Origin of the sequence: Brevibacillus sp. AY1 (genome assembly GCF_029870785.1) — a bacterium.
GTDB classification, from domain to species: domain Bacteria; phylum Bacillota; class Bacilli; order Brevibacillales; family Brevibacillaceae; genus Brevibacillus; species Brevibacillus invocatus.
This window is the reverse complement of record NZ_JAFLPN010000019.1, coordinates 1-24,596: the sequence shown is the minus strand read 5'-3', so window position 1 is coordinate 24,596 and position 24,596 is coordinate 1. Positions and strand designations below refer to the sequence as shown.

Annotated in this window: 26 protein-coding genes and 1 riboswitch; of the genes, 21 read left to right on the top strand and 5 right to left on the bottom strand. The window is 46.3% G+C overall.

Annotation, left to right across the window (positions count from 1 at the left end):
* Nucleotides 1-53 precede the first annotated feature (53 nt).
* The 4 genes from panD (at nucleotide 54) to JZI27_RS15390 (ending at nucleotide 4,157) form a co-directional block, all read left to right on the top strand.
* Nucleotides 54-446: an aspartate 1-decarboxylase gene (gene panD, locus JZI27_RS15405; RefSeq protein ID WP_122907433.1), complete on the top strand. Its 393-nt coding sequence runs from the start codon at nucleotides 54-56 to the stop codon at nucleotides 444-446.
* On the top strand, nucleotides 443-1,186 hold the full coding sequence (locus JZI27_RS15400) for a YheC/YheD family protein (RefSeq protein WP_122907432.1): 744 nt from the start codon (nucleotides 443-445) through the stop codon (nucleotides 1,184-1,186). The genes panD and JZI27_RS15400 overlap by 4 nt, the downstream gene beginning before the upstream one ends.
* 78 nt (nucleotides 1,187-1,264) lie before the next feature.
* Nucleotides 1,265-2,479, top strand: coding sequence for a DUF418 domain-containing protein (locus JZI27_RS15395; RefSeq protein ID WP_280208133.1), 1,215 nt, complete (start codon nucleotides 1,265-1,267; stop codon nucleotides 2,477-2,479).
* Nucleotides 2,480-2,981: 502 nt separating this feature from the next.
* Complete coding sequence (locus JZI27_RS15390) at nucleotides 2,982-4,157, top strand: acyltransferase (RefSeq protein WP_280208131.1); 1,176 nt, start codon at nucleotides 2,982-2,984, stop codon at nucleotides 4,155-4,157.
* Nucleotides 4,158-4,247: 90 nt separating this feature from the next.
* Here the strand turns inward: JZI27_RS15390 and JZI27_RS15385 are convergent, their stop codons facing one another.
* A complete protein-coding gene (locus tag JZI27_RS15385) occupies nucleotides 4,248-5,549 on the bottom strand; it encodes an aminotransferase class I/II-fold pyridoxal phosphate-dependent enzyme (protein WP_251244650.1) in 1,302 nt (433 codons plus the stop codon).
* A 227-nt stretch (nucleotides 5,550-5,776) separates the two neighbouring features.
* Between JZI27_RS15385 and JZI27_RS15380 the strand changes: the two genes are divergently transcribed.
* Complete coding sequence (locus tag JZI27_RS15380; RefSeq protein ID WP_183184786.1) at nucleotides 5,777-5,941, top strand: hypothetical protein; 165 nt, start codon at nucleotides 5,777-5,779, stop codon at nucleotides 5,939-5,941.
* Nucleotides 5,942-6,017: 76 nt separating this feature from the next.
* Here the strand turns inward: JZI27_RS15380 and JZI27_RS15375 are convergent, their stop codons facing one another.
* Together JZI27_RS15375 and JZI27_RS15370 are read right to left on the bottom strand one after the other, a co-directional pair.
* On the bottom strand, nucleotides 6,018-6,737 hold the full coding sequence (locus tag JZI27_RS15375; protein WP_122907429.1) for a CAP domain-containing protein: 720 nt from the start codon (nucleotides 6,735-6,737) through the stop codon (nucleotides 6,018-6,020).
* Nucleotides 6,738-6,745: 8 nt separating this feature from the next.
* A riboswitch (cyclic di-AMP (ydaO/yuaA leader) is annotated at nucleotides 6,746-6,895 on the bottom strand.
* A 93-nt stretch (nucleotides 6,896-6,988) separates the two neighbouring features.
* Nucleotides 6,989-7,327 (bottom strand): rhodanese-like domain-containing protein, encoded by a 339-nt coding sequence (locus JZI27_RS15370; protein ID WP_280208127.1) that lies wholly within the window; start codon nucleotides 7,325-7,327, stop codon nucleotides 6,989-6,991.
* A 420-nt stretch (nucleotides 7,328-7,747) separates the two neighbouring features.
* On the opposite strand from JZI27_RS15370, the gene JZI27_RS15365 reads away from it, so the two are divergent.
* On the top strand, nucleotides 7,748-7,951 hold the full coding sequence (locus JZI27_RS15365) for a cold-shock protein (protein WP_023556900.1): 204 nt from the start codon (nucleotides 7,748-7,750) through the stop codon (nucleotides 7,949-7,951).
* 104 nt (nucleotides 7,952-8,055) lie between these two features.
* Here the strand turns inward: JZI27_RS15365 and JZI27_RS15360 are convergent, their stop codons facing one another.
* Nucleotides 8,056-8,505 (bottom strand): hypothetical protein, encoded by a 450-nt coding sequence (locus JZI27_RS15360; RefSeq protein WP_280208119.1) that lies wholly within the window; start codon nucleotides 8,503-8,505, stop codon nucleotides 8,056-8,058.
* Nucleotides 8,506-8,845: 340 nt separating this feature from the next.
* Here JZI27_RS15360 and JZI27_RS15355 point away from each other — a divergent pair, with 340 nt between their 5' ends.
* The 15 genes from JZI27_RS15355 to JZI27_RS15285 all read left to right on the top strand — a co-directional run bounded on the left by JZI27_RS15355 (nucleotide 8,846) and on the right by JZI27_RS15285 (nucleotide 23,848).
* Nucleotides 8,846-9,409 carry a 2-phosphosulfolactate phosphatase gene (locus JZI27_RS15355; RefSeq protein ID WP_280208194.1) on the top strand — a complete coding sequence of 188 codons (564 nt, stop codon included), beginning with the start codon at nucleotides 8,846-8,848 and terminating at the stop codon, nucleotides 9,407-9,409.
* Between the two features lie 44 nt (nucleotides 9,410-9,453).
* Complete coding sequence (locus JZI27_RS15350; protein WP_280208117.1) at nucleotides 9,454-11,061, top strand: catalase; 1,608 nt, start codon at nucleotides 9,454-9,456, stop codon at nucleotides 11,059-11,061.
* Nucleotides 11,062-11,217: 156 nt separating this feature from the next.
* Nucleotides 11,218-13,221, top strand: a complete 2,004-nt coding sequence (locus tag JZI27_RS15345; RefSeq protein WP_280208115.1) for an RCC1 domain-containing protein — start codon at nucleotides 11,218-11,220, stop codon at nucleotides 13,219-13,221.
* Nucleotides 13,222-13,399: 178 nt separating this feature from the next.
* Nucleotides 13,400-15,208, top strand: a complete 1,809-nt coding sequence (locus tag JZI27_RS15340) for a putative bifunctional diguanylate cyclase/phosphodiesterase (RefSeq protein WP_280208113.1) — start codon at nucleotides 13,400-13,402, stop codon at nucleotides 15,206-15,208.
* Nucleotides 15,209-15,588: 380 nt separating this feature from the next.
* The gene (locus JZI27_RS15335) at nucleotides 15,589-16,173 is read left to right on the top strand and encodes a YqaA family protein (protein ID WP_280208112.1); all 585 of its coding nucleotides are present in this window, start codon (nucleotides 15,589-15,591) and stop codon (nucleotides 16,171-16,173) included.
* A 367-nt stretch (nucleotides 16,174-16,540) separates the two neighbouring features.
* Nucleotides 16,541-17,500 (top strand): metal ABC transporter solute-binding protein, Zn/Mn family, encoded by a 960-nt coding sequence (locus JZI27_RS15330; protein WP_280208110.1) that lies wholly within the window; start codon nucleotides 16,541-16,543, stop codon nucleotides 17,498-17,500.
* 76 nt (nucleotides 17,501-17,576) lie between these two features.
* Complete coding sequence (locus tag JZI27_RS15325) at nucleotides 17,577-18,305, top strand: metal ABC transporter ATP-binding protein (RefSeq protein ID WP_280208109.1); 729 nt, start codon at nucleotides 17,577-17,579, stop codon at nucleotides 18,303-18,305.
* Nucleotides 18,305-19,234 carry a metal ABC transporter permease gene (locus JZI27_RS15320; protein ID WP_280208108.1) on the top strand — a complete coding sequence of 310 codons (930 nt, stop codon included), beginning with the start codon at nucleotides 18,305-18,307 and terminating at the stop codon, nucleotides 19,232-19,234. Before JZI27_RS15325 ends, JZI27_RS15320 begins: the two co-directional genes overlap by 1 nt.
* On the top strand, nucleotides 19,231-20,109 hold the full coding sequence (locus JZI27_RS15315; RefSeq protein ID WP_251245209.1) for a metal ABC transporter permease: 879 nt from the start codon (nucleotides 19,231-19,233) through the stop codon (nucleotides 20,107-20,109). The genes JZI27_RS15320 and JZI27_RS15315 overlap by 4 nt, the downstream gene beginning before the upstream one ends.
* 372 nt (nucleotides 20,110-20,481) lie before the next feature.
* Nucleotides 20,482-21,057 carry a sugar phosphate isomerase/epimerase family protein gene (locus JZI27_RS15310; protein WP_280208106.1) on the top strand — a complete coding sequence of 192 codons (576 nt, stop codon included), beginning with the start codon at nucleotides 20,482-20,484 and terminating at the stop codon, nucleotides 21,055-21,057.
* Nucleotides 21,058-21,229: 172 nt separating this feature from the next.
* On the top strand, nucleotides 21,230-21,655 hold the full coding sequence (locus JZI27_RS15305; protein ID WP_122907416.1) for an SRPBCC family protein: 426 nt from the start codon (nucleotides 21,230-21,232) through the stop codon (nucleotides 21,653-21,655).
* Between the two features lies 1 nt (nucleotide 21,656).
* Complete coding sequence (locus JZI27_RS15300; protein WP_280208103.1) at nucleotides 21,657-22,034, top strand: ArsR/SmtB family transcription factor; 378 nt, start codon at nucleotides 21,657-21,659, stop codon at nucleotides 22,032-22,034.
* Between the two features lie 131 nt (nucleotides 22,035-22,165).
* The gene (locus tag JZI27_RS15295) at nucleotides 22,166-22,780 is read left to right on the top strand and encodes a DedA family protein (RefSeq protein WP_183184784.1); all 615 of its coding nucleotides are present in this window, start codon (nucleotides 22,166-22,168) and stop codon (nucleotides 22,778-22,780) included.
* Between the two features lie 9 nt (nucleotides 22,781-22,789).
* Nucleotides 22,790-23,155, top strand: a complete 366-nt coding sequence (locus tag JZI27_RS15290; protein ID WP_183184782.1) for a VOC family protein — start codon at nucleotides 22,790-22,792, stop codon at nucleotides 23,153-23,155.
* A 132-nt stretch (nucleotides 23,156-23,287) separates the two neighbouring features.
* Nucleotides 23,288-23,848 (top strand): pyridoxamine 5'-phosphate oxidase family protein, encoded by a 561-nt coding sequence (locus JZI27_RS15285; protein WP_251245206.1) that lies wholly within the window; start codon nucleotides 23,288-23,290, stop codon nucleotides 23,846-23,848.
* 32 nt (nucleotides 23,849-23,880) lie between these two features.
* Here JZI27_RS15285 and JZI27_RS15280 read toward each other — a convergent pair whose 3' ends face one another.
* On the bottom strand, nucleotides 23,881-24,345 hold the full coding sequence (locus JZI27_RS15280) for an Rrf2 family transcriptional regulator (protein WP_122907413.1): 465 nt from the start codon (nucleotides 24,343-24,345) through the stop codon (nucleotides 23,881-23,883).
* Nucleotides 24,346-24,596: the final 251 nt, after the last annotated feature.

Below are 24,596 nucleotides of genomic sequence, written 5' to 3'. Positions count from 1 at the left end.
TCCAAAGGCTCATAGACTAGGAACATCTGGATTGGGAAAGGGGTGCATCGCCTATGCAAAGACAGATGTGCAAAGGCAAAATACACCGAGCAACCGTCACGCAGGCGGAATTGGACTACGTAGGCAGTATTACGATTGATGCCCTGCTGATGAAAGCAGCTGACATTCTTCCGTACGAAATCGTACAGGTAACCAGTTTGCGTAATGCAACACGTTGGAAGACCTATGCCCTGCCAGCAGATGAAGGAACGGGAAGAATTTGCTTGAATGGTCCTCCTGCTCATCTCTTTGCGCCAGGTGATTTGGTGATTATCCTCAGCATGGGCATGTATGAGGATGAGGATGCCAAGAAGCTGGTGCCTCGTGTCGTGTTCGTAGATGGACAGAACCGGATTACGAAAGTGGAGGAGCACCATTTGATTACGAATGGAGAGATGTCCCCATAAAAGCGCCAAACGTTGGTAAATGGAGTAAACATCAGAAATTGAGTAAAGATGAGTTTCTGCAAAGCTACTTACCTCCGACAACTCCTTTTTCCCCAGACAGCTTGTGGGAGTATGCCGAAAACTACAAGAGTGTCATCCTGAAACCATCTGGGGGTGGTGGAGGAGCAGGAATTATGAAGCTCACGAGTATTGGCGATGAACAATATTTGGTTCACGCTGGTCCATCAAAGCGAGTCGTGCATGGAAAAGAGGAAACCGTCGCCTATATCCGTTCCCTTTTTCGACCGAAAACCTATCTGCTCCAACCTCATCTTTCACTTGGGAGGATCAGCGGCAGGCCGTTTGACATCAGAGTGATGGTGCAGCGTCAAAAAAGCACAGAGCCCTGGATCATTACAGGATGGTTGGCGAAGCTGGCGGGACCTGGCTATGTGGTTACCAACGTGGCGCGCAGTCGGGGAAAAGTACTGCCGCTGCGCAAAGCCATCGCAGAGTCAAAGATTGCCTGTTCACCTCATTTACTTCAAGAGCTAAGACAGGTATCATTTGCAATAGCCAGACGTTTAGGCAGGGCGTATCCGAATCTCAGGGAAGTAGGATTGGATTTGGGACTCGATCAACAAGGGAAAATTTGGTTTATTGAAGCCAACTTTCGGCCTGCGATCTCTTTATTTCAAAAATTGCCCGATAAAAGCTTTTACCGCAGAATAAAAGCCTTGCGTTCGCAGCCGACGCGTTGAGGACAGAACCACCTGGGCAGCCCCTTTGACAGGTGGTTCTTGCGATGAAGGCAAGATGGACAAGAAAGGATGACAGTCGTGAACACATCTCCTGTAACAGAGGGAGAGCGCATCCATCAGCTGGACGTGATCCGTGGTTTTGCCCTTTTCGGCATCGTGCTGGTGAATATGCCGACATTTCTCCACCCGGTATTGTTCCTTCCCGCTGAAGGACTGCCTGTACAGCACACAGTCTTGGACGAATGGGTCAGGCTTTTCTTCAACATGTTTGTCCAGACAAAGTTTTATACGATCTTTTCCTTTCTGTTTGGAGCGGGATTCTATTTATTCATGCATCGGGCAGAGCAAAAGCAATTACCGATGAAAAGAATGTACGGCAGGCGTATTCTCGTTCTCTTCACAGTGGGGATACTGCATTTTGTCTTCCTATGGTATGGTGATATCTTGCATACATATGCATTGGCGGGTTTCATTCTCTTGTTGTTCTACCGCAAGCAGCAGCGCACGGTACTTAGATGGGCATGGTTTCTTCTGATCATCTATCAGTTGATGATGCTCTTGATTCTACTCGTTCCCGCAGACCCCAGTTTGGAGAATCAGGCCGGGAAAGCAGCATTGGTCATGCAGGCGATACAAGTGTATCAGGATGGAACGTGGTCTGAGTGGATGCAATTTCGCATGACACACGAATTTCCCATCGTTTTGGCGAATGAACCTTTTGCAGTCATCACGGTGCTTCCCCTTTTTCTATTTGGCTTCACTGCGGCTAGACAGGGAATCATTCAGCGAACGATGGATCATCTTTCAGCCATCAAACGGGTTTGGTGGACGTCTCTGGTCATGAGTATTCCACTTGTGGGGATGATTCCACTCTTGCAGGCCGGGTGGATCGTCCTGCCAGCAGCGAAAAGTACATCCATTACTGTCTTTGTAGGGTGGAGTGGACTTACGCTTTGCGCTTTTTACATCAGCTCGCTCCTGCTATTGTGTTCCCGTGAGCAATGGCGAAAACGTTTTTCATCCTTGGCTTTCGTAGGAAGAATGGCTTTTACCAACTATCTGCTTCAAACCGTGGTGTTTGTCTTCATCTCACGTGTCTTTGCTGTGTATGGAACCGTCAGTCTGGTGACGGGGACGTTCATTTGCCTGATTCTTTTTGCAGGGCAGGTTGCGTTCAGTCGCTGGTGGCTTTCCCGCTATTACTATGGTCCACTTGAGTGGGTATGGCGCTGTCTCACGTATGCGAATCGAGTACCACTCCGAAAAGAAAAGAAGCTTCAACCTCTGTCATGATGCGTCCGAGCCTATCGGGCGCTTTTTTTGTACTATCGGAAAGTGTTGAGTGCGCTAAAGCGCTAAAAAGATTAGCGGAAGATAGTATAAGTGCAACTAAGGCTCCGCCAAAAGCTTGGCGTAGCCAAGTTTTCTAATGAGCGGACCCTCGGCTGAGAGGTTATTACCTTCAGATAAAACGGCTAGCAGATGGGCAAGATTTCCTTATCAGAAAAAAGTGCTCCTCGCCCCCAGACACCGCTGGAAACCAGTCTGGCAAAAAACGAGGAAATGCTGCGTCAAATTTACTCTTGTTGTCTCGATTGGCCACTTCTCCATCTGGCATCGCAGAAACGAAAGTGAAGAACTAGGGCAATTCTGATATTCCAGGTCTGTGATTTCTCTCATGGACCTGGTTGTTTTTGGTAAAAACTTGCATGTGACAACGCATTAAGGGTAGTATGAAAAGATGCAGTTTCAATTCGATTGTAAAGGTTGAGATTATTTGGAAGGTGCGGAATAGATGAGAAAAGAACGAATCGCAGAGCTGGAGCTGGTTCGGTCCTTTGCTTTTCTGGCCGTGGTGTATCAGCACGTCATTGGTATTTACATCCGCGTTCCGGGAATCGACGAGCAGACGGCTGTAGTGTACGGGATGCTGTTTCATTTATTGAAATTTGCTGTACCCGCTTTTGTTTTTATTACGGGACTTGTCCTGTTTTACAACTATTACGAGAATATCTCTTACCTCGGATTCATGCGCAAAAGAATGATGGAGATCCTCGTTCCGTATCTCCTATGGTCAGGCATCTACCTATCCTTGCAGCCTGGATTTCCACCAGAGGGCAGCAGCGTACTATGGAGTCTGGCAAAAAATCTGGGTACGGGAACAGCGTCTTACCATCTCTGGTTTGTCGTCATGATCTTCCAGTTCTATCTCCTGTATCCGTTCTGGCAGCAAGTCTTTCGCTTCTTGCGCCGCCATGCCGACAGCATGCAGAAGCTGGCTTGGGTAATCGGACTTTTGGGGATGGTATACGGTTTGTTGATGTGGTTTTCAGCCCGCTATATTCCAGCGAACTCGTTCTGGTTTAACCAAGTATGGCTGGACACCTATTTGATCAAATACAGGGACCGCAATGCCTTCTACTATTTTTACTACTTCTTGTTCGGAGGTCTTGCTGCTGTCGCTTTACCTGTATTTCGAGCGAAAATCAAGCAGTACTGGATTTGGATATGTACGTCGTTTTTGATCATGTACGCGTTTATCGGCTATGAGTTGTTCCGTGATTCAGGCAACGGCCTGATCAACTTGAATGTCGCAACTTCGCTAAAACCATCCATGTTTTTGTATACAGTGGCGCAATTGCTCGCGATATACGGCATCGCGCTTTCACTGATGAAGTATCCGCGGATCTGTTCCTGGCTGACCAAAATCGGGCAGTACTCGTACGGTGCATACCTGATTCACGCCTTAGTCTTGACTTATGTCATGCAATTTTTGCGCTCCATCTCGTTGTTTCATGAGGGACTTCTTGGCAGCCTGGTTGCTTTGGGACTATGCGCTGTGTTCTCCTTTGGCATCGCATTTGCATTGAGCAAGCTGCCATTTGGCTGGCTCCTCGTCGGTTCTGCTAAAAAGAAAAAACCGAAAACAGTAGCGTCTGAAGAAACCAGGCACCATCAAAAGGCGATGTAAACCAAGTAAAAAAGCGTTTTGGCAACGAAGCAAGCATGCTTGTAGCCAGAACGCTTTTTTGGTGTTTATAGAACGGAAAGGTGCCGAAGACTATTTTTTCTGCTCCAAGTCCTTAACGCCCTTATAGACCAACTCGAACAAATCGTCGAGATCCGCTTCTTCAATGCAGGAAAAGGCGATGCGCAGGTCAGTCTGCCCAAGAGCAATCGTTCCCACACCGTATTCTTCCAGCAAATGCGTGCGCAAGCTTTCCGCATCAACAGTAGACAGCTTCAGGCACATAAAGTAGCCGGAGTTAAAGGGGTAGTAGCTCCATGCATCGTTGTATTTCCCGCTATCGAGGATCGCTTTTACACGGTTTGCACGGCCTTTCATTATTTCGAACTTCTCCATCTTCTGCTGATGGAACTCAGGAGAAGTAAGGGCCTTCAGCACAAAGGTTTGAGAAGGATGTGGTCCGCTGGAGATTGTCGCACGGATAATTCCCACTGTTTTTTGCTCCAATGCACTGAGCAGTTCGTTCGATTCCCCGCCGTACGTGATAAAGCCTACGCGGAAGCCCCATACATATTCTTCTTTGGTAGCGCCATCCACTTTGACAGGGAGGATGCGTGGATGCAGGTCACACAGGCTGGAAAACAGGGACTCGTGCATGGAATCCTCAAAAAACAAGCCAAAATAGGCGTCATCCGTAACGGCAACGATGTTGATGCCTTCGTCTGCACCGGCTTTAAGTGCTTCCAGAATTTGCTTGCCTTCCTCGGCCCCTGGTGTATAGCCTGTCGGGTTGTTCGGGAAGTTCAGGACGACGATGGCTTTCCCTTTTCCTTTTTGGGCCAAAATGGCATCGCGCAATCCTTCAGCATTGAACTTCATGTTTTCATTATACAGAGGGTAGTAAACCATTTGCGCACCGCGCCGGATGGAGAAGGTGAGCTCGTAGTTTTCCCAGTTCTTGTCTGGGATGATCACACTGTCCCCTACATCCGCGAACAGGTCAGCAACGACGCTCAGTCCATGCGTAAGTGCATTGGTCACAATCGGAGTTCCATACGTCTTATTCGCGAGACTAGGCTGCTCCTCGAGTATTTTTTTGCGCCAAGCTGCACGAAGCTCTGGCTTGCCTGCAGGAGGAGCATACTCATAGATGTCCTTGGGGTTATATGCGGACAATGTATCCTGAATGACTTTGAGATGCATCGGTTGACCGTCTTCCAGAGCGATCCCGATCGTTGCATTGTATTTTTTGGCTTTCGCCTTTGCTTCAGCTGATTGACTGAGGATTCCTTCTTTTGGGAAGTAAATGAGCTTCCCAACATGAGAAAGCATGTGGAATACATGCGGATTTTCACGCTGAATGGTTTGGTTCAGATGCGATGCCAGTGAATGCATGGTAGCCTCCCTCTTCATGTACGACAGTTGGTTTACCAATAAAGATAGCGTATCTACATGCATTTGTCATCTAGAAGGGGATGATTTCACCTTACTTTTTGCACAAAGTACTTTTCTCGATACATGTGTCTTGAACAGATCCGATTCCATCATTTAAAAAGGATGCGTACACAAAGTGCACACATACTAAAGCCGTAAGACGAGTAAAAACGGGGAGGTTGTACCGGATGAGTAAACAGTCAGACATCAATACCGAGTTGAAAGAAGTATCCGCTTACCCAACAAAACAAAAAATGAACCAAAAAGAGGTTGAGCTGTTGGAGCAGGGAAGCGACGGCTGTTGCTGCAGCACTTCGAATACAAGTGAGCAGGGGCAGCATCAACAAGGTTGATGAAACAGCGTTTATTTCTTCCGATACAATGGAAAAGCCGTGCTTCTTCTCACGAGAAGCACGGCTGCCTGTTTAATTATCCAATAAAGGATTGAACCCAGTATCCATTTACATAGCCAACACCAATTTTAGTGAAAGAACCATTCATAATATTTTGGCGATGACCTTCACTGTTCATCCATTGGGTCATGACTTCTTGTGGAGATTGTTGACCCATTGCAATGTTTTCTCCTGCTGTCATGTAGGAGATTCCGAATTGCTTCATCATGTCAAATGGAGAACCGTAGGTAGGGCTATTGTGATCGAAATAGTTGTTTTGTGCCATATCCGCTGCTTTTGCAGTCGCTACTTTCGAGAGAGCAGCATCGAATTGCAGTGGAGCAAGACCAGCTTTTGCACGCTCTTGGTTGACCAGATCGGCAACTTCTTTGGTAAATGCAGCAGCTTGATCATTTTGTTGTCCTTGTTGCGCAGGTGCAGCTACAGGCTGTTGAGCTTGATTATTTGCTGGCACTTGTGGTTGAACAGGTGCTTGCTGGACAGGCTGCTGTACGGGAGCTTTGGGTTGTGGTGCAGCGGGCTGCTGTTGTTGAAAACCAGCATATGGTTGATTGGATCCATACCATTGTGTCATCTGCGGGATCCATTGCTTGAAGTTGGATTGAAGCAGACAAGGTGCTTGGTTATTTGTTGGTGTTGGGGATTTTGCAGCTGCAGAAGCTGTATCTACAAAGCCAGTAAGGCTGATTCCGAATCCAAGTGCCAGTGCGATGGTAATAGTACCGAAGTTCTTCATTATTCACATCGTCTCCTTTTTTTTGCCTACGAGGTTAGTTGTCGGATTTGGGTTGAGGATACAACCCATCGCAAAAAGCGATTCACCCCAAGCGAATGAGCTTCGCAAGATCGTCCCCCGCACTTCCAGCCATCTGGAAGTCTCGGCTTGTTGTTTTGTTTGGCATGAACAACTTTAACAAAGATACGAGTGAAAATGATAGCTGTAATATTTGGAAGTTCACTGGAAGCAAGGCAACTTGGTTACTCTCATTAATCGTTTTGTTTTTCTCTCCAAGCTGTCAGTCCACCCAACAGGGCAACCGCTTGAAATCCTTTTTCACGGAGCAGTGCCGCAGCCTTTTGTGCTTTATTCCCCGATGTGCAAAGGGTAACAATCTGCTTGTCTTTCCATAGATGGGCTGTCTTGGGGTCCAGTGGCTCGTCAGATTCCTTCATCATCATATATGGGATATTGTGCGTCTCATACAGATCGGATTGGAGACTTCCTGATTGAAATTTTTCCACGTCACGAACATCCAGGAGTACGAGATTCATTTTGTTGTCCATCATTTCTTGTAAGGTTTGGCAATTCACAGTCTGTTTGTTCATCTATATCCCTCCTGTCCACCATTGTACCAAAACGTGATTCACCTAGTCGAAGAGAGGCAGATGTTGATTTTGTTGGACAGACATGGTAGAATAATCATGCTACTTGAAATCCGATACGTAATACCATGAAGGGATCTCTACAGTGGATTACGTTTTTGATATCTGATTCACACTGGCGCGGTCATCGGAGCCGCAAGGATGGAAGAGAGGTAGGGCTTTCGTTGTTTTTGGTTTCAAAAGTGTAACATGCAAGTTCGGTTTATTCTCACGGTAACCACATATTTTTGAAGTAGGTATGAATTCACATATCATGCAAGGATACTACTTTACAAGAAATGGTATTTTTACATGATATGTGAGCTTTATTTGCTTCGGTAAATATGACTAGCATATTCAAATTGACTTTTGGAGGTTTTCTTCATGCAAACGAACGGAACAGTAAAATGGTTTAATGCAGAAAAAGGTTTCGGATTCATTCAAGTAGAAGGCGGAGACGATGTATTCGTTCACTTCAGCGCAATCCAAGGTGATGGCTTCAAAACTTTGGACGAAGGCCAACGCGTTCAATTCAACATCGTTCAAGGCAACCGTGGTCCTCAAGCTGAGAACGTAGTAAAACTGTAAGTCTCCTACCGAAAAACTGTCCGTTCGCGGGCAGTTTTTTTTCATGAAAACAGAAAAAAGAATTATGGTCTAAACCATAATTCTTTTTTCTTGTTATGGTGTTTTTAGAAGATGCAGTTCTCGATCTCGACGGTAGTGAATTCACTGTTGAGGACAGAGTATCCATCCAGGATACCGCCGCCAACAGCTGTACGGCCATAAGTGTTGATCAGGACGTTTTCATCGTTGCCAGCTACGGTCAAGCGAACTTCATAGTGGTTGGAAGCGGGGATAGTGGCATTGAAGGCTGTGCGGGTATTACCCAGGAGGAATTGTGTAACGTCCAAAGCAGTGGATACAGGGTTTGTTTGGGTTACAGCTGTACCCCAGTTCAAAACTTGTACGCGGACTTCTACTTCATCCAGGTTGAGGTTGACAAGCTCGACATGGACGTTCAGTGCGACTGCTTGGTTGTTTTGGAGAATACCTGTCGTTCTTACCAAACTTCTTCTGCGTCTTCTGCCTTCACGATTTTCTCTGCGTTCTTCAAAACCATCTTGTTCAAAATCTGACATTCATGCTCACTCCATTCTTGTTATGACTAGTGGGACAATATACTGTATTGCGTCTTGTCTTCTTCGGTAACGGCTAACATAAGGGAACGATAAACCATTTCTGCGAGATTGGAGTGGAAATTGATGAATTATGCCGAATTTTATAAGCAAATGTCATATAGGGCGCGTTTTGAATGGGGGTACGAAGGGATAAAGACACATGGACAAGTATCGGATATTCTAGTCATTATTGATGTTCTTTCCTTCACTACATGCGTGGATGTGGTTCTTGGTCAGGGGGGAATCGTCTATCCTTATCGAACAAAGGGCGACAGTGCCCTAGCATTTGCCTGTAAGCAAGATGCCATACTGGCAGGAAAAAGAGGAGAGCCCATCTCCTTGTCACCAGCATCCCTCCACTCGATGGGGGAGCCGAATTGTTTTACCATCTCCGAATGGATCTACCTGCTCTGTGCTGGCGAAAGATTGCGGCGCTATTGTGCTAGCAGGCTGTTTACGCAACGCGAAGGCTATAGCCCGATTTATTCAGCAGCATAAAGGGAGCGTCTCCGTGATCGCTTGCGGGGAGCGGTGGCCCGACGGCAGCCTGCGGCCTGCGCTGGAGGATTTGGTAGCTGCAGGTGCCATATTGAGTGAATTGTCGAATTATGATCTTTCGCCAGAAGCTAAAGCTGCTGTAGCGACCTTTTCAGCTAGTCAATACAAGCTGGAGAGCTTATTGGAACATTCTGTTTCAGGGCAAGAGTTAATCGTGAGGGGTTACCCGGATGATGTACATCTAGCTGCAATGCTGAACGTTAGCCAGAACCTCCCCCTTCTCAATCACCATATGCTTTTGAAAACGCGATTGCTTACGGATGATAGGTCCACCGGCAAACTGCATAAAGTCTCCTGCTTCTGGTAAAAATTCTCTAGACACCATTATTCAGGAAAAGGCAGGGGAAGCAGATGAAGGACGTGACATCCAACGGGTCAGATGAAAGGAACAGTGGAGGAGAGGGCAACGATACGCTAACCAATCGGCAGGGTCATCCCATCACGGATAATCAGAATGTCCGGACGGTTGGCAGACGTGGTCCGACAGTCTTGGAAAATTATGATTTTCTTGAAAAGATCACGCATTTCGATCGAGAAAGAGTACCTGAGCGAGTCGTTCACGGAAGAGGAGCGGGTGCGCACGGGTATTTTGAAGCATACGGGAAAGCTGGAGATGAGCCGGTATCCAAGTATACGAGAGCGAAGCTGTTTCAGGAGCCTGGAAAACGAACGCCTGTTTTTGTGCGTTTTTCTACTGTTATTCATGGAACACACTCTCCTGAAACCTTGCGGGATCCCAGGGGCTTCGCAACCAAATTTTACACGGAAGACGGGAACTGGGATCTGGTAGGGAACAACCTGAAGGTTTTTTTCATACGGGATGCGATGAAATTCCCCGATCTGATCCATGCTTTCAAGCCTGACCCCGTGACCAATATTCAGGATGTGGAGCGGATTTTTGACTTCATCTCCAATACACCTGAATCCACCCACATGATCACGTTTCTTTTTTCTCCTTGGGGCATTCCGGCCAACTACAGACAAATGCAAGGCTCCGGCGTCAACACGTATAAATGGGTAAATCATGCAGGCGAATCGGTGTTGGTCAAATATCACTGGCAGCCTTTGGCACAAGGCATAAAGAATCTGACCCAAAAAGAAGCTGAAGAAATCCAGGGGAAGAACTTCAACCATGCTACACAGGATCTGTATGAAGCCATCGAACGGGGAGATTATCCGGAATGGGAGTTATGTGTACAGATTATGAGTGATGACGAACACCCTGAGCTGGATTTTGACCCTCTCGATGATACGAAGATTTGGCCGGAGGATCAGTTTCCCTTTTTGCCGGTCGGAAAAATGGTATTGAACAAAAATCCAGAAAACTATTTTGCCGAGGTTGAGCAGGCTGCTTTTGGTACTGGCGTTCTCGTAGACGGGCTCGATTTTTCGGACGACAAAATGCTGCAGGGCAGAACCTTCTCCTATTCAGATACACAGCGTTATCGCGTCGGAGCAAATTATCTCCAATTGCCCATCAATGCTCCGAAAAAGCATGTTGCCACGAATCAGGAAGGGGGTCAAATGCTGTATCGGGTTGACCGCAATCAGCCGCACATCAACTACGAGCCTTCTACACTTGGGGGACTGCATGAGGCTCACCAAGAGGCACAGGATCATCAACCATATGTGGAAGGAAACATCGTCCGGCAAAAAATAGATCGCACCAACGATTTCAAACAGGCCGGAGAGCGTTACAGACAGATGGAGGATTGGGAGAAAGACGATCTGATATCCAATCTCGTCAATGCACTCAGTAAATGTGATCCTCGGATTCAAGAGAAGATGTTCGATTATTTCACGCAAAGCGATGAAGATTACGGACGACGTGTTAGAGAGGGCGTGGAGAAAGCTGGGACGTCCCACACGAATGAGATCGGCGGTCCGATGGGTGCTGCACATGCTGGGGAAGCCGTGCGAGAAGCGGAGCAAAAAGGGCATGAGGCTGAACCGTACTAATGGCATAAGCGTGCATCCAAGAGCGGGAGGGAAACCTTTTCGCTCTTTTTTGTTTGATCTACAGAGGGTGTTATCGTCTTGAATAGCCGGAAACAATTTGGAAAACGAAGCGTCTTACTTATTGGGAAATAAAACCAGATTAAAGGAGCATGATTCATGAACAGAGGAAGGTTCTGGATGATCTTTTTGGGGTTGCTGACTCTCGCAGTGATCGTGTTGGGGATCAGACTGATCGATCCGGCAAAGGTTCAGGAGGTCGTGCAGGAGCAGGAATCCGGTTCTGATCTGAGCAGCACTAGAATCACAGCAATCTCGACAGATCGAATCACGGATGCAGCAGGGTACGGGTGGAAGCCCGGTATTTCCTATGCGTTTAGCGCGGATGGTGGCGTCTGGAAATGGGGATATGATAACCCATTGTTAGACCATCCAAAAAGAATCGAGACTTCTTTTACAATCCGTCAAATTTCAGGAGATTTCGTTCTTTCAGATGACGGGCACGTATGGCGATCCGATCAGGAGAAGAATTGGCACAAGGAGAAGGCTTTAAGCGATGTGATCGCTATCCAACAAATTGAAATGCACGGGACTTTATTTGCATTAAAGCGGGACGGCACGGTATGGAAGGTGGAAAGAGAGGGGCCAGTTCCGACACAGATGACACAGTTTAGGAAAATCAACGTGATTCATGGAACGAGCTTTTCACTCTACCTTATTGACGAGGAGGGGCGTCTTTCCTATCTGAATGGAAAAATGGGCGTATGGGATACAGAGGCTGCCAAGGACATCTCCATTCCTGGAAAAGTAGAGCTGGTAAGTGCGAATGCAGATGACCTGGCATTGATTCAAACGGTAAACGATGAGGTGTTTACCTTCTTCCCGGATGATCACCGCGTCGTTCGTACGCCATCTGCTGATGGAGCCAAGCGACTGGCTGTTGGGGATAAGGGTCTTTTTCTCTTCGTCCGACCAGACGGTACCATCTGGGGATGGGGCTCGAATGAGAGTGGCTTGTTAGGTTCCAATCATCCCGAGCAAGTGGAGTCCCCTGTTCAGGTTCCGGGGCTAATGGATATAGTGGATCTGCAGCTGGGTAATCATCACGCACTTGCACTCGACAAGAACGGCCAAGTGTTTTCCTGGGGAAATAATATGACAGGACAGCTTGGACGCCTCCCTGTCATGTTCAAGGAATGGAAAGAGATCGGGCAGTTGGACGGAATAGAACAGGTGATAACGGAGCTGGATCGCCCGTACTTTCTCAAAAGTGACGGATCACTATGGGAGATTGAAGACGATTACTCTATGGTAGAAAAGAAAGGCATGTCCGCCATACGAACCCTTACTTCCGTGTATCGAGTGCCAATTACCCTGAGTGAAGAAGGAAAGATCTGTATCTGGACAGACGGCTTTACCAGCTTCCAGGACCTGGAATTGCCATTTCACGTGAAGAAAATACTTGGCGGAGAGGGACGCCTGTTTGTCCAAACCACCGAGGACCAATTGGCAGTTGTACAGTTGGAGCCGATCTATGATCATCCCGAAAAGCCCGAATGGATCCGTGAGATGGGAATCAGCAATATACACGTACTGGAAGAGGAGAGTGACCGGGTATTACAGTTCAAGAGCTTTCATGTGAATCATTATGCCTTTCTCGCGTTGACACAAGACGGTCGAGTGTTTTACCTTCCCTTGCAGAATAAACTGCCGACAGCCTTCACAGAAGTCAAAGGATTGCCCGCTATTCAGGAGCTATCTGCAGCGTATTACGTTGGAGCCACTTTAGATCCTGCTTCCGTCCTTGCATTGGATCTGCAGGGGGTCGTTCACGAAATCCTGATGGAATCACTGGATGGAGAAGGATCAAACGACAGAGTCATACAATCAAAACTCCTATTGTCACAGGAGGAGAACATGGCCTCAGTCAGTGGCCGGCTTCGCATCACCAAAGAGGGTCACATTTTTGAAAAGGACTGGAGTCCAGAACCCAAAACAATTCCCCAACCTGTTCGCTTGCTATCCTCGACCTATCACTACTGGATTGAAGGTCCCGGCTCCCACTATCACGTGCTTGTAACCGAGGACGACAGAATTGCGCTCATCGGATACAATCCGTTCGGCAAGCAATCCAATCATCCTGGTAAGGTTAAGTTCGAGTGAAAATAGAGGGAAATTTTCAGAAAGCCTGGTCATGTTCAACACGTCGTTGATCCATGTGCCGGGTTTTCTTTTGACATCATTTTGACGCAAACCAGAGGATATAGAAGAATTATGCCAAAATTATGAAGGATTATGTCGAACTACGTTGAATTATATCGACAAAAGAGATGCTACCTTCATGCTAAATTTGACCTCCGAGCTCCAATTGCAGATGCGTATGATTAATTTAACCGACGAAGACATGCGTTTAATCTCCTTGTTCAGGCCGGTAGTTGCATCGCGCATTGAACAGATTACAGCTTCCTTCTATGAGTCTATCTTACAGGTTGGCAAGCTTAATGAGATTATTACTAAGCACACGACAGTGGATCGTCTGCGCCAGACGTTGTCCAACCATCTGGTAGAGATGTTTTCTGGTCAAATTGACGATGCCTTTATCCAAAAACGGATGAAAATTGCCCTCGTCCATCAAAAAATTGGCCTGCCTCCGAAATGGTATATGGGCTCTTTTCAAAATTTGCAGAATACGTTGTTGCGCATTGCAAACGAGATGAGAAATGAGCTTCCGGAGCATGAAGAAATCATTCAGGCGATCACCAAGCTACTGAGCTTTGAACAACAGCTTGTTCTGGAAGCTTATGATGAAAAAAATCGTATGGTTGAGTTGGAGGCCAAAGCAATTATCGAGCATCAGGCGATGCATGATGAATTGACCGGGTTGCCAAACCGCCGTATGTTTCACAAAGCGCTTCAGGAAACAATTTCGCGCCGTGGTCATGAAAAAGCACGATTCGCTGTCATGATGCTGGATATTGATCGATTCAAAATGATAAACGATTCTTTGGGCCATACTTATGGAGACCAATTCTTGCAGGAAATGAGCAGGAGAATATTGGAATGCACAGATGGCTACCAGGTCATGGTAGCTCGGATGGGCGGAGATGAATTTACACTGATATGCGAGGAATGCCCAGACAGTGGATCGATCACCCAGCTCGCGGAGAGCTTGGTAAAGGCGATTGAGGTCCCTTATCACCTTCAGCACAATGATTACTACGTCTCTGCAAGTATCGGCATTGCGCTGTATCCGGAACACGGCGAGAATGAGGAACAGCTGCTGAAAAATGCAGACAAAGCCATGTACGAGGTAAAAAAGAATGGCAAAAACGGTTTCTGCTATTTTTCAAATGAGCTGGATGAAAATTTGCTTGTGAAAATCGAGCTTGAAAGAGATTTGCGAAAGGCCGTCCAGCGCAATGAATTAGAATTGTACTACCAACCTCAGATTCGTACAGGAAACAATGAGATGGTCGGCGTCGAAGCGCTGGTCAGATGGAATCATCCAACAAAGGGCACTTTGTCTCCAGGCATTTTTATACCGATCGCGGAAGAGACCGGGCTGATCCATGAGATCGGCACTTGGACGCTGCGTGAAGCGTGCGGTCAAATGCGTAAATGGCATCTGGCTGGGGGACCTCTGATACCTGTTTCGGTCAATCTCTCTTCACATCAGTTCCATCAACCGAATTTGATTGAGTATATTCGCGGTATTTTAGAAGAGACGGGACTTGATCCGGAGTATCTGGAGCTGGAGATCACCGAGAGCATGATGATGGACGCTACCGTATCAACAGAAATCCTGCAGCAATTAAATGAGTTCGGCGTCAAAATCAGCTTGGACGATTTCGGAACTGGTTATAGCTCACTTAGCTACCTCAAACAGTTTCCGATTCACAGGCTTAAAATTGATCGATCCTTCATCACAGATATTACGGATAATACAAGTGATCAGGCAATTGTAGCGACCATTATCTCAATGGCTAAGCATTTGAACATGGATGTGATCGCCGATGGTATTGAAACAAAGGATCAATTAGAGTTTTTGACCCAAAATGCCTGCCAGGAAATTCAAGGCTATTATTTTAGCAAACCGCTACCAGCACTGCAGGTGGAGGAAAGCTTTTTCATTCCACAACGAATCAAATAATGAATTGATCTGGAAAAACCAGGAAATTGAAGTGGTTTTAAACAAAGTTTGAACATGGATCTATCGGGAGATCTTAACTAAAAATTTGAATTAAATTTATTGTAGGATAGATTTCTCGCTTTAACTTTTCTATAATATTGATATCGGGGTATTTCGTACTTGATGATCTCGCCACTCAATAGAAAAATGAGTAGAAAATCCTATTGTGAATGTCAGCAAGGATGGGTTCATCTCTCCAACTGTATTGCTTGTCTCACTGGGCCAATTGTTTGCAAGATTGCACTGGAGTAGATGGGGGTTATCGAGTCGATTTGACCCTAACAAAATCAAGATAAGCAGGCATTGTGGACCCAGGGTTTGCTGTGGATAGGAGTTGTGCAATGCTTCAAAACATACTTGATTGGCTGCACGATATGGGTCCTCTAGGGATGTTTATCCATTCGTTCGCAGATGCGATTATTTTTCCCGTTCCTGCATTTGTACTGCAAGTATCCTTAAGTATTTTGGATCCATCCTCAGCACTGTGGCTGGCTACCATCGGATACATTGCTTGTATTTTGGGAACGCCGTTTGGCTATCTGATCGGAAAATTGGCAGGAGACAAGATATTAAATAAAATCCTTAAGAAGTCGTGGATCGACTCCGCTACCCACATGTTTCAGAAAAATGGAGAAATGGCCATTCTCATTGGTTCATTTACGCCGATTCCGTTTAAGGTATTTACGATCTTGTCCGGTTTCTTACATTTTCCACTGTGGCGCCTTATCGCCTACGCAGCAATTGGTAGAGCGGTTAAGTTTTACGTAGTGGGTGTACTGTTTTATTTGTATGGTCGGGCAGCAGAAGGAATGGCCAAAGACGTATCGCTTTATGTGGGCTTGTGTGCAATCCCTCTAATCGCTGCGTTCATTTATTACAAACGTAAAAAATCGAAAAAAGAAGAAGCGGATCGCAGCAATGGCTGAGTCCAACAAAACAATCAACCAACAAAACATGCAGGTTCGAGTGTATGATGAAGCGTCATTTCCAACGAGGAAATGGCGCTTCTTTATTTTACTTTTCTTACGTGTGACATTATGGAAGAAAAAAATATTGGCTACCCGAAAATATGTTGCCTAGAGTAAAAATGAGAAGAAACAGGCTTTCATATTATCTTTAAGGCTTTTATAACATGATCGCCTTACACTTTTTTTGGAGAAAAAACCTTGACAAATGATGTGATGGTCATTAATTTTGTATATAACAACAAAAGTTGCTTTAAGGAAACATTTTTGTAAACGAGCATATTTGTTAAAGATATGCAAAAGAGATTGGGAACAGGAGGAGAGTCGTGTGAGTAACCGACGAGTGACAGGGTTGTGGAAAAATGGGGGGGCAGGTGTTTTGGCGTTGTCCTTGTTTTTAGCGGGATGTGGTGCGGCGTCAGAAAATGCAACATCAGACTCAAATGAACGGAATGATACGATACGGGTTGTTACCACCATCGCGCAAATAGCGGAGCCGATCTCAGTCATCGGTGGAGACAAGGTGGAAGTGGAAAGCTTGATGGGACCAGGGGTTGACCCGCACTTGTACAATGCCACGCAGGGCGACATAAAAAAACTGGAGAGCGGAGATATCATCTTCTATAACGGCATCCACCTCGAAGGGAATATGGTAGAAATCTTCAAGCAAATCGGAAAGAAGAAACCGGTCACAGCTATTGCCGAATCCATTCCCCAGGATAAATTGTTGAAGGATGAAACGGGCCAGCTAGATCCGCATGTGTGGTTTGATATCGATCTTTGGAAAATCGCGTTGGGTTCAGCAACAGAGGAATTGAAAAAAGCTGCCCCGCAGCATGCCAATCTATTTGAGGCAAATAAAACGAAGTATTTCGCGGAGCTGGATACACTCAAGCAAGAGTCGCTGGAAAAGTTGAGACAGATTCCGCAAGAAAAACGTGTACTTGTCACTGCGCACGATGCTTTTGGTTACTTCGGAAGAATTCAGGAAATGAAGGTGGTTGGGCTGCAAGGATTGAGTACGGAGGATGAGATAGGGATTTCCGACATTCAGACGACGATCAATCTGCTTCTCGAACACCAGATTCCGGCAGTCTTTGTGGAAAGCAGTATCAATCAAAATTCCATCAAGGCCGTAATCGAGGGAGCGGCAAGCGCTGGTTTAGACATAAAACTTGGAGGAGAGCTATTCTCAGACGCCATGGGAGATGCAGGAACCCCAGAGGGAACCTACCTGGGTATGTACCGCCACAACGTCGAGACGATCTACCAAGCATTGAAGCCATAACATGGATTCAGAATGAGCGTTTGCAACACAAATACCCGCGTATTGGAGCAAAGGCGAGCAGGAAAGGACGAGGATCATGACAGTTCTAGCGGTACATGGATTATCTGCCTCTTATCGTAAAAATAAAGTATTGCATGATGTGACCTTCAACGTAGAGCCCGGTTCACTAACCAGCATCGTGGGGCCAAATGGGGCCGGAAAATCAACCTTGCTGAAAGTCATGCTCGAGCTGCATCCAAAGCTGTCAGGAACCGTTTCCTTCTTCGGATCCACGCACAGCAAGATGAAGAAGCGAATCGGCTATGTTCCACAACGCGGCTCTGTCGATTGGGATTTTCCAACAAATGCTCTGGATGTCGTGACGATGGGGTTATACGGTCAGGTGGGCTGGCTCAAATGGCCGAACCGAAGCCACAAAGAAAAGGCTCTTGCATCACTGGAACAGATGGGAATGGCCGATTTTGCAGAGCGACAAATCAGTCAGCTATCTGGAGGTCAGCAGCAGCGAGTATTCCTGGCTCGTGCCTTGGTGCAGGATGCCGACCTGTATTTCATGGATGAACCGCTCGCAGGTGTGGATGCCGCTACAGAACGTGCAATCATGACGACATTGAAGGAATTGAAAGAGAAAGGCAAGACGGTCATGGTTGTTCATCATGATTTGCAAACCGTTGAAGATTACTTTGATCATGTCCTGCTGCTGAATCGCACGGTAGTGGCACATGGCAGGACACAAGATGTGTTTACGAAGGACAATGTGTATCGAGCTTATGGTGGGACGCTTCGCTGGATGAGGGAGGCATAATGATGAGCATGCTCTTTTCCGCAAATGCACAGTGGGTACTGCTAAGCACACTGATTCTGGGGATGGCATCTGGTATGATCGGATGTCTTGCCTATTGGAAGCGGCAGAGCCTGATGAGTGATGCATTGTCACATGCAGCGCTGCCTGGAGTTGTCATTGGTTTTGCCCTGATCGGTTCAAAAAACCTGCCCGTGATGATTGCAGGTGCAGCAGTGAGCGCGCTGCTCGGAGCCCTGCTGATCCAATGGATTCGAACCTCGAGCCGCATCAAGGAAGACACGGCAATGGGCATGATTCTCTCCGTATTCTTTGGACTCGGCATCATGCTGCTGACGATTGTGAACCGGACAGCAGGAGGAAATCAAAGTGGTCTGGACAGCTTTATTTTCGGTCAGGCCGCTTCGATGGTCCGTAAAGACGTGACAATCATGCTTTTCTTGGCTGCGGTGGTCATTTTGGTAGTATGTATAGCGTTTAAAGAATGGAAGCTATTCTTGTTTGATCCCGAATTTGCCCGAGGCTTGGGATTAAACAACCGTTTGATGAACAGCGTGTACCTGGCAGTCCTCGTTCTTGTCATCGTAATAGGAATTCAGGCTGTGGGTGTGATTCTGATGGCTGCCCTGTTGATTATTCCTTCCGTTAGCGCAAGGTATTGGACCCATTCATTCAAATGGATGGTCATTCTATCCGCGATCTTTGGAGGAGGAGCAGGAATGACAGGTACTCTGATCAGTACGATGGGGGTAGGCTGGCCAACAGGTCCCTTTATTGTCATAGCCTCATCTGCTTTGTTCGTGATTTCGATCGTGTTTGGCTCGGAAAAAGGGCTTTTAGTCAAGGCTCTGCAGTTAAGGGCGCAAAAAAGACAGCATGTCTATGCAGCTATGGAGCGCAGCAGTGCAGAAAGAGGAGGGGAGATGGGGTGAGTTATACAGGCTGGATACTATTAACCGCCTCTCTGGTTGGACTGTCTTGCGGACTTGTGGGAGTTTTTCTGATCTTGCGCCGCATGGCCATGATGGCTGACGCGATTAGTCATACTGTACTATTGGGAATTGTGACGGCTTTTCTCATCACGAGAGAGCTAAGTGGAGGGCATATGCTGATCGGGGCCATTATAGCAGGCTTACTAACAGCAGTCTTGGTACAGTGGTTCCATGCACGTGGTGTCCAGCAAGAGGCTGCCATCGGAGTTGTATTTACCACTCTGTTCGCCATCGGTGTCATTCTGATCGCTACGCAGGTAGGTAATGCACACCTCGATGTCAAGCATGCGCTGATGGGAGAGATCACCTTTGTCCCGTGGAATGTGATTGAACTACCTGGGATCGGGGAAATACCAGAGGCCACATTCATTCTACTTTTGGTGCTGAGTGTCGTGTTGATTGTGATCTTGGCGTTTTACAAGGAGTGGAAAATTACATCCTTTGATCCCGGATTGGCCGCAAGTATCGGGATCCCGGTTGTATTCATGCATTATCTCTTCATGTCGCTGGTTTCGGTTACCACCGTTGCCGCATTTGATGCTGTGGGGGCTATTATGGTAGTCGCCATGCTGATTACGCCGGCTGCATCCGCCTACCTATGGACAGATCGGCTGTCTGTCATGCTGGTGCTAAGCAGCTCTTTTGGTGTAGTTTCCGCAGTGGTCGGCTATTACATTGCGGTTTGGCTAGATACGTCCATATCTGGATCGATGGCGTTTGCAACGGGTATCGTCTTTTTGATCAGCTTCCTGTGCTCTCCCAAGCATGGCCTATTGGCGAGGTATGTAAAACCCGTAACCATGTCCGATTCTTAAAAAGATTGGAAAAAACCATCTTCCTTCAGAAGCATTTTACTGAGGGAGTGATGGTTTTTCGTGTTTTTACCTGTGTATAGTGTTCTCCTGTAAAGTTGGTAACAGATGCTATTCCTACTCGCCGGATGGTGATTCCAACTATCAGATGGGCATTGAAAAGAAATACGGGGCGTGGAGAGTGGCGGCGTGAACTTTATCGACGCTTCTTCTAGTACTTACTGAGCAGCAATCGCTGAATTAAAGGGGAGGTTGGTGCGAATGTTGTAAAGTCCGTTAAGGAGACTCTCACTTCAAAAAAATGAAGTATATAAAGAAAATCCCATAATCAGACATCGTAGGGCGATTATACGTTTCTATTCAGAAAGCAACCACGTGTTTTTAAGGTTTGCCACTGGTGAAGCCTTAACCGATTGTTACTTGCAATGTGTTGCTGATTGCGCCGAGTTTGAGATTCCGACTATGGTGGTGCACCTGCCTAGCGATTCCAAACCCTATAATGCACGGGGACTGGATAGAATCAAAAGAATCACTGAAAAAGCTGAACAGCTTGGTGTCAATGTTGCACTGGAGAATTTACGGAACCTTGCTAATTTGGCATATGTGCTGGAGCAAGTGGATTCCCTGCGTATCGGATTCTGTTATGACTGCGGGCATCACTACCGCTACTATCCAAACGATGATTTATTATCCAAGTTCGGTTCCAGGGTGATGGCACTACATTTACATGATAATAACGGGAGCTATGCCCAACACGGGTTACCGTTTGACGGCACGATTGATTGGTCTACAACTATGAAAAAAATTGCGGAAACGAATTATTCAGGAGCGACTGCAATAGAAGCCATGAATTGGGATTATGAGAAATTATCGGCTAAAGTGTTTTTACATAAGCGTCTGAACGAGCAAAAAGGCTGGAAGCATTACGCTAACGGTTCGATAACACAATAAGCAGCGGAGAGTCTAAAACTTATTTACTCGGAACATATAAATGGAGGTTTTTTGAAATACTAAGAGAGATGCGCAAATCGTCGGGTAAAAACTGGCATCTTGACACGCAACCTTTTGGTGTCGTATTCTTTTTATGCAACCAAATGGTTTCGTAATGGAGGATAATTCGTTAATGACACATGACATGCAGGGCACACTGCCACCCATTAAACGTACGATGGTTTTCCAAGCGCCTATTCAAAAAGTGTGGGAAGCTGTTGCTACTTCTGAAGGCATTGCCGCCTGGTTCATGCCCAATGATTTTTTGCCTGTAGAAGGGCATGAGTTTCATCTGAATGCTGGACAGTTTGGCATGTCTCCCTGTAAAGTAACGGAGGTAGACCCGCCTAATCGCGTATCGTTCAATTGGGGAAAAGATTGGACGATTACTTTTGAGTTGAAGGAACAAGGAGACCAAACCGAATTCACACTGACGCACGATGGCTGGTCTGCAGATAAAGTTACCGAATTTGGTGCGCCTCATGCTCCGATTCGGGACAACATGAATCAAGGCTGGGAAAAGCTTGTCCAGACGCTTGGCAAGTACGTGGAGGCCTAAAATGGTCGCTCCCTCACCCAAGGTTGATGTCTTCCAGGCAATCGCTGATCCAACTCGCCGCAGTTTGCTCAGATTGCTGGTAGATCAGGAGATGGCCGTCACGAGCATCAGCGGTCACTTTCCCATGAGTCGTACAGCAGTATCCAAGCATTTACGGATTCTAGCAGAGGCAGGGTTGGTGCATGAGCGGAAGGTGGGCCGTGAAACTCGATATCGATTGCAGCCAGATCCTCTTCAGGAAATAAAGCAGTGGCTTTCTTTTTACGAGCGCTTTTGGGATAACAAGCTTTCTGCTCTTGCGCATTATGTTGAGAATCCGGTTTCGGATAAGTCCCAACCTTTTGTACCCAAACTTGTGGATTCAGATGAGGAAAAATAATCGTATAACCTGTAACAAAAGCAAGCGCCATTCGTAGAAGGAATGGGGCTTGTTTTTGGCGATGGAGGAGTATTCGGGACGATTCTCGAAATGATACCCATTGCATTTTGGACCTCACAAGGAGCTTGAACATGCGCTTGATTGAAATCGTCGAACAGTTATTCGCCCAATACGGTTACTTGGTACTCTTGTTAGGTCTGCCGCTGGATTTTATCGCGCTGCCGATCCCGCCCGGTAATAGTACATTGACCTATACGGGTTATCTGTCCTACAAAGGGTTGCTTCATGGCGGCATAGCTGTTGTTCTTGCCTATTTCGGTGCAATTCTCGGTTTTACGATCACGTATCTGATCGGATTTCAATTGGGACAACCTTTGATTGAACGGTATGGTAAGTGGATCTTTTTGAAGCCCGCACATGTGGAAAAGACACGTCGTTACTATGAAAAGTATGGAGAACAGGTGCTGTTTGTCGGCTTTTTCTTACCTGGAATTCGACAATTTATTGGCTACTTCATGGGAATTATTCGGGTGCCATTTCGCAGAGTGATGTTGTACGCGTACACTGGTTTGGCGATATGGGTAGCGGCCTTTTTTACCATTGGTTATTATTTCGGTGAACAATGGCAATACATATTTATGTTGGTAGAACGATATTTGAAGTATATCGCGATCGGTTTGGCTTGTATTCTGGTGATTTTTATCATCGCCAAGCTTCGCAGCTATTTTCAAAAGCAGAGCATGTAATCCTGTTTTATGAAGATAGCAATAGAGAAGAAATCTATAGTGAAACAAACCTTTGGCGAGATGCCGGAAAACCCTGAATATCCAATGCCGGAGGAAGCAAAAAATCGTATCGGACATGCGATGATCAGAATCGGTGAATCGGATCTCATGTTTTCGGATACATTTCCAGGACAACCTGTACAAAAGGGAAATCAGGTCACGATCTGTATCGGCTCCAGTGACGTAGAACAATCAAAGCAAATTTTTGAAGCCCTGCAACAAGGCGGAAAAGTGAACATGCCATTGCAAGAAACGTTTTTTAGTCCCGCATTTGGGGATGTAACAGACAAATTCGGAGTTACCTTCCAAATCTACACGGAAGGCCAACACCAGTAAGAGATGGATACCTAGAACGTCATTCTTGTGCAGAATGGCGTTTTTTCTTTTGGTTAGCATGTTTTCCACCTATAATGGGAGCATATGGAATAATGCTTGAGATATGAAAACAGGGATAAGGGAGAGATCTGGGTGGGAAGTGTATTTGAGAGCATATCAGCGGAGCATGAAGCCTTTATGAATGAACAGCATATGTTTTTTGTAGGGACTGCTGCACCAGACGGGCATGTAAATCTGTCTCCAAAAGGATATGATGTGTTTCGTATCCTCTCTCCACATCGAGTAGCGTACCTGGATTTGACTGGAAGCGGAAATGAGACGAGTGCACATCTTTGCAAAAGTAGCCGAATTACTTTCATGTTTGTGTCATTCCAGAAAAAGCCACTGATTTTGCGACTGTACGGCAAGGGCAAAGTGATTTTGCCTGATTCTCCCGATTGGGAGGAATATGCTCCACATTTTGAACTCATTCCTGGAGCGAGACAAATCATCGCTGCCGATATTGAATCAGTCAAGACTTCCTGCGGATTTAGCATTCCTTATTACACCTATGAAGGCGAAAGAAGTACCTTGGTCAAATGGGCTCAAGACAAGGGAACAGATGGCTTGGAAAAATACTGGAAGCAGAAAAATGCAGTGAGCATGGATGGGATCACGACACCACTCGGAAAAAGACTGTGTGATCCAGAATAGCTGGGAAGAACAAATAAACCAGGAAATGATCCTTACAGATCTCCTGGTTTTTTGTTTTCGACCATGCCCGACTGATCTCTTTTGATAATATCGCTCACCACATCTGCGATTGTCACATTCTCCAATGCTTTTTCCAGAGCCAGCTGGGCAGAAGCAAACAGCGGCTCGATGGCTTGCTGAATATTTTTACCTACCAGACAGGCGGGATTGGGCTGTTCGTGTACGCCAAACAGTTCATTTTCTTGTACCACATTCACCGCTTTATAGACATCAAGCAGTGAAATCTCCTTGATGTCACGGGCAAGGCAAGCGCCTGCGATACCGGGGCGAACATGGACCAACCCAGCGTTTTTGAGATAGCCTGTAATTTTTCTGATGACGACGGGATTGGTGTTCACGCTGCTCGCAATCCACTCGGAGGTATTGACCTGGTCTTTGTTGATTTCAAGTAGAGAAAGTATATGGATTCCTACAGCAAATCGACTGCTGATGGACATTGAGTTAACCTTCTTTCTGCCGGGATTTCCTGTTCATTATATCGGATAAACTACTTTTGACAAATAGTGAACCCTTCAGTTGACAAAGCAGCGACCTGTAACTTATATTATTACATGTAATCAATATAGTTACAAATAAGAAGTGGTTCACATAAGGAGCCATTCCTGTAATGAATAAATTTGGGGTTTGAATAAAAAAAGCACCTTCTGTAAACTGGGAAACGTTCCGCCCAAAGAACAATTACCCGTAC

Bases quoted from the DNA above. Each gene is read 5' to 3' on its own strand.
- panD (WP_122907433.1), top strand. From the start codon at position 54: ATGCAAAGACAGATGTGCAAAGGCAAAATACACCGAGCAACCGTCACG.
- JZI27_RS15390 (WP_280208131.1), top strand. From the start codon at position 2,982: ATGAGAAAAGAACGAATCGCAGAGCTGGAGCTGGTTCGGTCCTTTGCT.
- JZI27_RS15385 (WP_251244650.1), bottom strand. From the start codon at position 5,549: ATGCATTCACTGGCATCGCATCTGAACCAAACCATTCAGCGTGAAAAT.
- JZI27_RS15380 (WP_183184786.1), top strand. From the start codon at position 5,777: ATGAGTAAACAGTCAGACATCAATACCGAGTTGAAAGAAGTATCCGCT.
- JZI27_RS15375 (WP_122907429.1), bottom strand. From the start codon at position 6,737: ATGAAGAACTTCGGTACTATTACCATCGCACTGGCACTTGGATTCGGA.
- JZI27_RS15370 (WP_280208127.1), bottom strand. From the start codon at position 7,327: ATGAACAAACAGACTGTGAATTGCCAAACCTTACAAGAAATGATGGAC.
- JZI27_RS15365 (WP_023556900.1), top strand. From the start codon at position 7,748: ATGCAAACGAACGGAACAGTAAAATGGTTTAATGCAGAAAAAGGTTTC.
- JZI27_RS15360 (WP_280208119.1), bottom strand. From the start codon at position 8,505: ATGTCAGATTTTGAACAAGATGGTTTTGAAGAACGCAGAGAAAATCGT.
- JZI27_RS15355 (WP_280208194.1), top strand. From the start codon at position 8,846: ATGCCATACTGGCAGGAAAAAGAGGAGAGCCCATCTCCTTGTCACCAG.
- JZI27_RS15350 (WP_280208117.1), top strand. From the start codon at position 9,454: ATGAAGGACGTGACATCCAACGGGTCAGATGAAAGGAACAGTGGAGGA.
- JZI27_RS15345 (WP_280208115.1), top strand. From the start codon at position 11,218: ATGAACAGAGGAAGGTTCTGGATGATCTTTTTGGGGTTGCTGACTCTC.
- JZI27_RS15340 (WP_280208113.1), top strand. From the start codon at position 13,400: ATGCTAAATTTGACCTCCGAGCTCCAATTGCAGATGCGTATGATTAAT.
- JZI27_RS15335 (WP_280208112.1), top strand. From the start codon at position 15,589: ATGCTTCAAAACATACTTGATTGGCTGCACGATATGGGTCCTCTAGGG.
- JZI27_RS15325 (WP_280208109.1), top strand. From the start codon at position 17,577: ATGACAGTTCTAGCGGTACATGGATTATCTGCCTCTTATCGTAAAAAT.
- JZI27_RS15320 (WP_280208108.1), top strand. From the start codon at position 18,305: ATGATGAGCATGCTCTTTTCCGCAAATGCACAGTGGGTACTGCTAAGC.
- JZI27_RS15305 (WP_122907416.1), top strand. From the start codon at position 21,230: ATGACACATGACATGCAGGGCACACTGCCACCCATTAAACGTACGATG.
- JZI27_RS15300 (WP_280208103.1), top strand. From the start codon at position 21,657: ATGGTCGCTCCCTCACCCAAGGTTGATGTCTTCCAGGCAATCGCTGAT.
- JZI27_RS15295 (WP_183184784.1), top strand. From the start codon at position 22,166: ATGCGCTTGATTGAAATCGTCGAACAGTTATTCGCCCAATACGGTTAC.
- JZI27_RS15290 (WP_183184782.1), top strand. From the start codon at position 22,790: ATGAAGATAGCAATAGAGAAGAAATCTATAGTGAAACAAACCTTTGGC.
- JZI27_RS15280 (WP_122907413.1), bottom strand. From the start codon at position 24,345: ATGTCCATCAGCAGTCGATTTGCTGTAGGAATCCATATACTTTCTCTA.